At 65.4% G+C, this 8,901-nt stretch carries 6 protein-coding genes and 1 tRNA gene; 5 read left to right on the forward strand and 2 right to left on the reverse strand.

The window, feature by feature from the left end; all coding sequences use genetic code 11:
- The first annotated feature begins 143 nt into the window (after positions 1–143).
- Genes HNQ58_RS05315 through HNQ58_RS05330 form a run of 4 tightly spaced genes read left to right on the forward strand, consistent with a single transcriptional unit; the run spans position 144 to position 5,372 of the window.
- The gene (locus HNQ58_RS05315) at positions 144–680 is read left to right on the forward strand and encodes a GspH/FimT family pseudopilin (protein WP_183947768.1); all 537 of its coding nucleotides are present in this window, start codon (positions 144–146) and stop codon (positions 678–680) included.
- Positions 674–1,318, forward strand: coding sequence for a PilW family protein (locus HNQ58_RS05320; RefSeq protein ID WP_183947751.1), 645 nt, complete (start codon positions 674–676; stop codon positions 1,316–1,318). Before HNQ58_RS05315 ends, HNQ58_RS05320 begins: the two co-directional genes overlap by 7 nt.
- 1 nt (position 1,319) lies before the next feature.
- Complete coding sequence (locus HNQ58_RS05325) at positions 1,320–3,020, forward strand: hypothetical protein (RefSeq protein ID WP_183947752.1); 1,701 nt, start codon at positions 1,320–1,322, stop codon at positions 3,018–3,020.
- 9 nt (positions 3,021–3,029) lie between these two features.
- Positions 3,030–5,372: a type IV pilus modification PilV family protein gene (locus tag HNQ58_RS05330; RefSeq protein WP_183947753.1), complete on the forward strand. Its 2,343-nt coding sequence runs from the start codon at positions 3,030–3,032 to the stop codon at positions 5,370–5,372.
- Positions 5,373–5,414: 42 nt separating this feature from the next.
- Here HNQ58_RS05330 and HNQ58_RS05335 read toward each other — a convergent pair.
- Positions 5,415–5,491: transfer RNA gene (locus HNQ58_RS05335), tRNA-Asn, on the reverse strand.
- A gap of 94 nt (positions 5,492–5,585) precedes the next feature.
- On the reverse strand, positions 5,586–6,125 hold the full coding sequence (locus HNQ58_RS05340) for a GspH/FimT family pseudopilin (protein ID WP_183947754.1): 540 nt from the start codon (positions 6,123–6,125) through the stop codon (positions 5,586–5,588).
- Positions 6,126–6,480: 355 nt separating this feature from the next.
- Here HNQ58_RS05340 and uvrB point away from each other — a divergent pair, with 355 nt between their 5' ends.
- A complete protein-coding gene (gene uvrB / locus HNQ58_RS05345; RefSeq protein ID WP_183947755.1) occupies positions 6,481–8,502 on the forward strand; it encodes an excinuclease ABC subunit UvrB in 2,022 nt (673 codons plus the stop codon).
- The last annotated feature ends 399 nt before the right edge of the window (positions 8,503–8,901 follow it).

Genomic DNA, 8,901 nt, shown 5'->3' on the forward strand with positions numbered 1-8,901 from the left:
CCCGGGAATGACGCCGTCCGTCGGCGATGGCTTGCCCTTGCCCATGGCAGCTTCCTACAGTCGTGGGCGTCAAACAGGCAGGAAGGACGGATCTGATGCGAGCCGCGGGGCAGCCCTCGGGGGGCTTCACACTCGTGGAGCTCATGGTCACCTTGGCGGTGCTGGCCATCCTGCTGGCAGCAGCGGCGCCCTCGTTTCGTGAATTTTTCGAGCGCTATCAGCTTCGTGGCGTGGCTGATCAAGCACTTGCATTCTTGGCGCAGGCGCGCCAGTCAGCGGTCGAGAATGATCGCAACATCACGCTCGGGCTGGCAGGGGCGGGATCGCAGTGGTGCATCGGCGGCGTTCAGGCCGCTCCGATGGCTGCCGGAGCCTTGGTCCCGACGGCTCCCGCGGCCTGCGACTGTGCTGCCGCCCCGAACCAGTGCATCGTCGATGGAGAGCCCTTTGTCGTGTCCTTCGAGAATGCGGGAGGGGCCGAACTCGTCTCTGGACGCGGTGCCTCCTTGACTTATGACAGCAAGAGTGGCGCTCTGGCCGTGCTGGGCACAGCGCCACAGTTCGAAGTGCAGTCGGCGACAGGACGATACGGGATCAGGATCGTGATCAGTCCGCTGGGGCAGGCGCGCGCCTGCATTCCCGCAGGCAAGCGGGTCATGCCGGGGTATCCGACATGCTGATCGGCTCTGGATTTGTGCCGCGCATGTGGAGAATGTCGCGACGTGTCGCCGTCGGCCTCTCGTTGGTCGAGCTGCTGGTGGCGATCGTGGTTGGCTTGTTGGTGGTGCTTGCCACCATCACATTCATCGCCTCGATAGCGAGGGCCAATTCACAGGACATCCAAGTGACCCGGCTGACACAAGAAGTCCGCGCATTGTCCGAGGTGATCGTTCGAGAGGTGCGAAGAGCCCGATACGTCTCGGATCCGATCGGGCTGGTGGCCCAGGCAAGCACAGCGGTCGGCAATGATCTCTTGGAGATACGGGATGCCTCGACTAATGCTCCCAGCAACCCGGGGAACTGCATCGTCCTGGCCTACGATGACCCGCCCGGCGGACTGGTGACGCGCAGCATCCGGCTGCAGCGCAATGATGGTCAGGGGCAGGTATGGATGAATACGGCGGGTGACGATTGTGCTGGAGGCGTGGCAATAAGTTCGGCACAGGTTGATGTCGTGGATCTGCGACTGCGCCAGGTCGGTGGCTCGCGGATCGACATGGAGATCAGTGCGCGGCTAGCCGACCCGCCGCCGGGGCTCGAAGGGGTTGCCCGCGTATTTCGTCAAACGGTCTATGTTCGATCCGGACAGGTGAATTGAGATGGCCGTCACTTCTGTCGTTCACCTGCCGCAGCGGATTATCCGCAGCAACCGGCGTGTTCGCGGTACGGTGCTGCTGGTTGTCATTGTCTTGCTCCTTCTGGCTTCGCTCTTTGTTCTGCTCGGCCTCAACGTCAGCGTGTTTGAGCAGCGGACATCGGGCAATGACCTGCGGGCCCGGCTGGCACAGGAATTGGCGGACGCCGGTCTGACTCAAGGTATCGAGTTCTTCAATGCGCGACGGGATCTGGTACTGAATGGCGAGAGGTGGACGCTCTGCGGCCCGAATGAGACGGAGTTTCCTTGCGGTGCAGTACCGGCTGCGCGACGCGGCACCATGTTCAAATATCATGCCCCGGGTACCACGGGAGCCATTCTGGCGGATCGCCTCCTCCCGCTGGATGCGCCGATCACTTCCATCGGAGGTTTCGATGCGAGCCAGCAGGTTGGAGCGGTGCTGTGCCGCGTGGCCCCCCCAGCCGGTCCCGGTGCTCCGACCACCTGTGCCACCGACTTGGCTTCGGCTTCCCCGACCTGGGCGATCACGGTCGTTTCCAGGGGGCAGCTGACGAATGAGGGCTCGAGCGCCACTGTCACCCAGACATTTGGCGGATTCAATCTGTTCGCGATGGGGCCGAACGCCCCCCCTGTCGTTGCTTCGGGCACAGTGACCGTCGGTGGTGCCCTCAGTATCGTCGCGGCCCAGCTGCCGCAGGGCCCGGTGTCGGTATGGACCCGACTGGCGGTGGAAAAAAACGGCACCCCGCGGACCTGCCAGTTCCATGCTTTCCTGCGCCAGGGTGGCAGTGGCAACAGTTCGGACCTGCCAAGAGTCGAGCAAGGCACCGAGATCTGCCACTCCTGCCGTTGTCCGGGTGATGACTCGTTGTCTTTCCCGAAAGCCGGTAACGAGGCCTGTCAAGGCAGCGATATCGTCGACATCGACAACAATGCCCCGAACTCCCCGGGCTGCCCGGTGGAGCCGAATCTGGACATCCGGCGTGAGGAGTTCCCGAAAGATCTGTTCGCCTTCGTCTTCGGGCAGAGAGCGTGGGACGATATCGAGCGTGACGGGATTCCTCCGGGATCTCCCTGTACCTATGAAGCCAAGGATTGCCATTTCGGCGAGACCCGGCGCGTTTCGCTCTGCACCTATCCGCATCCTGCCACCGGTGCGCTGACCACGGCGCTGCTGCCCGAGGACACCTGTTTCCTGCTGAACATCAGGAACAAGATCCACATCGGTGACGGCATCGATGACCAGGCGCAATGCGATGCCTTGGGGCCGAGCACCCGGGGACTGGTATGGGTGCATAGCCAGCCGATCGGTGATCTCCCTGGCTATACATGTGGCCGGATTCGTCAGATCGAGATCGGCAGTCCGACTGGTCCTGTGGCGCTGATCCATGATGGTGCGCTGACCCAAGTCAACGGCCTGATCCTCTACGGGCTGCTGTTCCTGCGCGAACCGAACGGCAACCTCACCCTGGACAAGAACACTGGCGGTACGGCCGACTTCGGAATCAACGGCAACGCCATTGTTTACGGCGCAGTGGTCGTGCAAGGGAAGGTTACTTCGGGTGGTGGCGGCAATGCCGCAATCGTCTACAAGGGGGACGTGCTGAGTGCGCTAGTGAATGACCCGTCCAACTTCAACACCAGCTCGCTGCCGGCTTCGTGGACCGACCGGCTGCGGTATTGAGGACATGCCATGAGACGCATTGCCGCCAGCATGGGGTCGCGGGAGCGCGGTCTGACCCTGATCGAGGCGATGATTGCCGTGGTCATCCTGGCTACCGGCCTGCTGGCCTTGGCGGCGCTGCAAAGTGCCATCATTCGCAACAGTGCCGACGCCAAGGTGCGCTCGGTGATGATGGCCTATGCCCAGGGCGAACTGGATCGGCTGCGCCTTGCGGGTGCAGCCACCTTGGCGAACTCGACCAAGAACAGCGCGACCATTGCCGATCCCAATGATCCGCTGCGGCTCGCAGTCGCAGCGGCAGGCTTGGCAAGCGCGCAACAGACGGTGACGGTCACGCAGTTCGTCTACAACCAGGCTACGGGGGTCTTCGAGCAGAGCGGCGCTGCGCCCGGGGATCGCCCCTATTTCAAACGGGTCGACATGCAACTGGCCTGGACCGATGCAACCGGCGGCGCTCGCAATCTGCAGCTTTCCACGGCGATGAGTGTGCTGGCTCTGGGATCAAGCCCCGTCCTGGTCGACCGTCAGCCATCGGAGGATTCATCGCAGCAGCCTGTCATTCGCCGCCCTTCCCCGGTCACCGAGGGCATGATCCCGATTGCTCTCGGCGACGGACAGGAGACTGCTGCCACCAATCCGAGGCCACAGCTTGTGGGGCGGGACCGTGACACGCTGGTGGCGGATACCCGCTTCGAAGTCCTGACCTATGACCCCAATGACAATCTGGGGGACGCACGATTCGCGCGCATCAACAAGCGCATCGAAACCGCGCTCGTGGGCTGTACGTGTCAGACCGGGCTAGGTGGATTCCCGACCGGCGGGAACAGCCCGAATGTCAATGTCATCCTGAGAGAAAGGGCATTCCGCCCGACCTACTGGGATGGCACCAGCTACACATCGCCGAAGCCGGCAGGCACGCCGGTTTCAAGCCCCAGTCTGAGTGTGCAGCAGAGTGAGCTGTGCAACGAATGCTGCCGCGACCACCGTGACCAAGTCGGGGTGGATGGGGCGAAGTTCAACCCTTGGTCCGCGACGCATGACCATTACGATGCCGAAGGCAACCGGGTTGCATCGGGCACCTATGTCGAGGCCTGTCGCCTGATCCGGGTGGATGGTCTTTGGCGCGTGGCACCGGATCCGCGGTTGGACGATCTCTCTCTCGTGGCTACCCGGACGTATCCGGAAACTACGGGGTCTGGGGTGCCACCTGCCGACAATAACCGAGCGACTGCCCCGCAGCTCTCCGAGTACGGGAAAAATGCCTACCTGAATTTCGCCTATCAGGCGGTGAAGGCATTGTTCTTCGACCGCAGCACGTTCGACCGGGAGTCCGCCCAGGCTGACAGTGGGCTGAATCAGCCCGACTATATCCCCATCAAGGCAGGTGACCGACGCTGGCTGCATGCGCGCGGGCTGCTTCGCGACTATCTGGAGCCGCCTGCGCTGGCGCGACTGGACAAAGCCAAGGAAAGCTGCACGGCGGCTGACGACACGGGGCGTGCCCAGTGTGTGCTTCCATTCTCGCCGATGGCGACCGTCAACGTCACCGAGCTGGCAGTCTGGTCGGGGACGAGTGGCAGCAGCACGGGCCTGGTCCCGCCTCTCGGACTCGAATCGAACTATGCCCTGGCGTCCATGCGCAGGTATCCTTCCGCATTGGCACTGGTGTCCCCAATCAGTCCATTCGACGGCGATGGGCCCTTGGTCGACGAGCAGTTGTTCCTGCTCAGTGCTGGTACCGTTCCATCTTCCTCCTCGTGGCTGCAGGTGGCCAGCCCGACCCGTGTGCTGTTCGGAGATCCGAACAACCCCTCTCGCGGTTTTGCCACGATGCCCGGCGGGCATCGTTTCACCGTGAATTGGAGTGGCGTCCCCCGGGCGACCAACAACAACAAGTCCGATGACCCGAGCGTGGAAGTCGGAAGGGATTCCAGTGCACCCTGTGATCCCAGTCAGGCTAGGAACACCAGCAACCCCTACAGCTGCCGCAGCGCGACGACCAGTGCGGTCGAGCTGGTGATGGGGGGCTACAACTACCTGCGTACCGCGAGCGGCAACATCAACAACCCCTGCCCGGGGGCTGCCAATAACGACAAGATCGGGCAGGGACAGGCCAAGTGTGTGGCCTACACACTCACCGGGTTGCAGGTGGACGGCGCGCTGGTGTCGCCGCTCATGGTGACCCAGGTAGGGGCCGCCCCGGGCACGCCGGGAGAGAAGATTTTGGTCACTCTGCCGAGCATCCGGTCGAGCCCGCTCGAAAGCAGCGTGACGATCAGCTTCAGCGAGAGCGAGCGGAATGCGACCGCGGTATGCCAGGGCAGCACCTTTACCGGCTGGAGCTGTGATTGAGCATGAAAAAAGGCCTGCATTTCTGCAGGCCTTTTCAGTATCTGGCGCCCGAAGTTGGACTCGAACCAACGACCCCCTGATTAACAGTCAAGTGCTCTAACCGGCTGAGCTATTCGGGCGGGGGCGCATATGATGGCGGGCGGCTCGGGCGACGTCAACACCCGGGGCGACGTGCAAGCGACTCCGGGGGCGCTTTGCCCGCCGCGAAGCCACTCAGCGCAGGCAGGTGCGGGCGATGGCTTCGGCGCTCGGTTCGCCGTAGCGCATCCGGCCCTGGTTGTTCAGCACCAGCGTCTGCGCCTTGGCCGGACCACGGCCGTCGCAGAGGGTGAAGGTGACATTGGAGCCGGCGTTGCCGCCGTGGGCCTGAAAGACGATGCGCTTGCGGCCTTCGGTGGAGCGCAGCCGCACCTTGCCGCCGAGGGCGGGCTGGTGGCGGATCAGGCGCTCGTCGGCGCTGCGCTCGCGGTTGCCGTCGCCGTCGAGGAAGGCGATCCAGCCGTCGCTCCAGTCGGCGCTGTCGAGGCAAGCGGTGCCGTCGGCGCTCGGGCACAGCACGGCGCGCTGGCCGCTGAGGGTGGCCTTGTTCACCGCTTCGACGAAGGTGCCGAGCAGCGCCGCGCGGGCATCCTGGCTGCGCGCCGCTTCGAAGGCGCCGCCGATGGCCGGGATGGCGACGCCGAACAGGATGGCGGCGATGGTGAGGGCGATCAGCAGCTCGATCATGGTCAGTCCGCGGGCCTGGGTGTGCATGGCCGGTCCTCCGTGTGGGCTTGGGGACAGGCTGTATGGCTGCCGGGCGCGCTGGCATCGGCGCGGGTCGGCGCGTGGGGTAGGAGTTTTTCGCTGCGGCTGTCGGTTTCCGGAGCGGTCCCGATCGCGGCTGTCCGTGGGTGGCTGACGAGGGAGCGGCTGCTGGGAGCGGCCATGGCGGTGATGCGGCGCCCGACGTGCCCCATCGTCGTCATGGCGGCTTCCGCGCAGGGCGCCGGCAGGATGGGCGCGGCTTGCCGGCATGGGTGACACGCCACGGCAGCGGGCCGTGCGTCCGGCCGGGTGCCGTACTCGACGCGGTCTATACTGACCGTTTGGCAGCCTGCACAGACCGATGGACGACCGTTTCGAACTCGTCGCGCCCTACCAGCCCGCCGGCGATCAGCCGGAGGCGATCCGGCGTCTGGTCGAAGGCTTCGAGTCGGGCCTGGCGCACCAGACGCTGCTGGGCGTCACCGGCTCGGGCAAGACCTACACCATCGCCAACGTGGTGGCGGCGGTGCAGAAGCCGACCCTGGTGCTGGCGCCCAACAAGACGCTGGCGGCGCAGCTGTATGGCGAGTTCCGGCAGTTCTTCCCGCACAACGCGGTGGAGTATTTCGTCAGCTATTACGACTACTACCAGCCCGAGGCCTACATCCCCTCCACCGACACCTACATCGAGAAGGACAGCAACATCAACGAGCACATCGAGCAGATGCGGCTGTCGGCGACCAAGGCGCTGCTGGAGCGGCGCGACGCGCTGATCGTGGCCACGGTGTCGGCCATCTACGGCCTGGGCGACCCCAGCGAGTACCACCGGATGGTGCTGCACATGGTGCGTGGCGAGCGCATCGACCAGCGCGAGCTGATCCGCCGCCTGACCGAGATGCAGTACACCCGCAACGAGTTCGAGCTGCGCCGCGGCGCCTACCGGGTGCGCGGCGAGACCATCGACGTGCACCCGGCCGAGTCCGAGATGGAGGCGCTGCGGATCGAGCTGTTCGACGGCGAGATCGAGGCGCTGTCGCTGTTCGACCCGCTCACCGGCGAGGTGCTGCGCAAGCTGCCGCGCTACACCATCTATCCCAAGTCGCACTATGTGACCACGCGGCGCACGGTGCTGGAGGCCATCGACACCATCAAGGCCGAGCTGCGCGAGCGGCTGGAGGCGCTCTACAAGGCCAACAAGCTGGTCGAGGCGCAGCGGTTGCAGCAGCGCACCACTTACGACCTGGAGATGCTGGCCGAGGTCGGCTTCTGCTCAGGCATCGAGAACTATTCGCGCCATCTCACCGGCCGCATGCCGGGCGAGCCGCCGCCCTGCCTGTTCGACTACCTGCCGCCGGACGCGTTGCTGGTGGTGGACGAGTCGCACGTCACCATTCCCCAGCTCGGCGCCATGTACAAGGGCGACCGCTCGCGCAAGGAGACGCTGGTGGAGTTCGGCTTCCGCCTGCCCTCGGCGCTGGACAACCGGCCGCTGAAGTTCGAGGAGTGGGAGCGCCGCTCGCCGCGCAGCATTTTCGTTTCCGCCACGCCGGGGCCCTACGAGCTGGAGAAGTCGCGGGGGCAGGTGGTGGAGCTGGTGGTGCGGCCCACCGGCCTGGTCGATCCCGAGGTCGAGATCCGTCCGGTGGCCACCCAGGTGGATGACCTGCTGTCGGAGATCCGCCAGCGCGTCGCGCTCGGCGACCGCGTGCTGGTGACCACGCTCACCAAGCGCATGGCCGAAAACCTCACCGACTACCTGGCCGAGCACGACGTGCGTGTGCGCTACCTGCATTCGGACGTGGAGACGGTCGAGCGCGTGGAGATCATCCGCGACCTGCGCCGCGGCGTTTTCGACGTGCTGGTCGGCATCAACCTGCTGCGCGAGGGCCTGGACATGCCCGAGGTGTCGCTGGTGGCGATCCTCGACGCCGACAAGGAGGGTTTCCTGCGCTCCACCGGCTCGCTGATCCAGACCATCGGCCGCGCCGCGCGCAACGTGCGCGGCAAGGCGATCCTCTACGCCGACACGGTCACGCGCTCGATGCAGGCGGCGATCGACGAGACCGACCGCCGTCGACAAAGGCAGCTCGCATACAACGCCGCTCACGGCATCGTGCCCCGGACCATCGTGCGGCCGGTGACCGACATCATGGAAGGCGCGCGCGCCGAGGCCGGCGAGGAAAAGGCGCGCGGCCGTGGCAAGGCCCGCAAGGTGGCCGAGGAGAAGGCCGATTACGCCCGCATGTCACCGGCCGAACTCTCCGCCACCCTGCGCCGGCTCGAGCAGCAGATGTACAAGCACGCTCAGGATCTGGAATTCGAGGAGGCGGCCCGCCTGCGCGACGAGATCCACCGCATCAAGGAGCAGGGCTTGATCGCCTGAGGGGCGCTCGGTTGGTCGGTTCGCCGTGCTGGAGCCACTGTCTTCATGCCCCGTCTTCGGCCCCTACGGCGCGTAGCGCCGCCGGGCTCGCGTGCCTGTGGGTCTCTCGCGAACTGGCCGGTGTGTTGTGTTGGGGTTTCGTGCGTCTGTGGATATCTCGCTAACTGGCCGGCCCTTCGGGCCGGGGGTTCCGTCCGCCTGCCGGCGGCCGGGTTACTTTTCTTTGCTTGCCCGACGCGGCTTCGGACGGTGCCTCGCGAGCACACATCCCTGTGGCGCCCGCCGGCCAGCACATCCGTGTGCTGGCGCAAACGTCGCCGGCCTCCCTGCCGGCGACCCTTCGGGCTGTTCCTCCGCGCGCCCGCCGCCGCTCAGGGGCCCCGGAAGAGCGGGCGGGCT

The sequence above is a fragment of the Rehaibacterium terrae genome (assembly GCF_014202935.1).
Lineage (GTDB): Bacteria > Pseudomonadota > Gammaproteobacteria > Xanthomonadales > Xanthomonadaceae > Rehaibacterium > Rehaibacterium terrae.

Coding starts and splice junctions, on each gene's coding strand:
- HNQ58_RS05315 (WP_183947768.1), top strand. CDS start 144: ATGGTCACCTTGGCGGTGCTGGCCATCCTGCTGGCAGCAGCGGCGCCC.
- HNQ58_RS05320 (WP_183947751.1), top strand. CDS start 674: ATGCTGATCGGCTCTGGATTTGTGCCGCGCATGTGGAGAATGTCGCGA.
- HNQ58_RS05325 (WP_183947752.1), top strand. CDS start 1,320: ATGGCCGTCACTTCTGTCGTTCACCTGCCGCAGCGGATTATCCGCAGC.
- HNQ58_RS05330 (WP_183947753.1), top strand. CDS start 3,030: ATGAGACGCATTGCCGCCAGCATGGGGTCGCGGGAGCGCGGTCTGACC.
- HNQ58_RS05340 (WP_183947754.1), bottom strand. CDS start 6,125: ATGCACACCCAGGCCCGCGGACTGACCATGATCGAGCTGCTGATCGCC.
- uvrB (WP_183947755.1), top strand. CDS start 6,481: ATGGACGACCGTTTCGAACTCGTCGCGCCCTACCAGCCCGCCGGCGAT.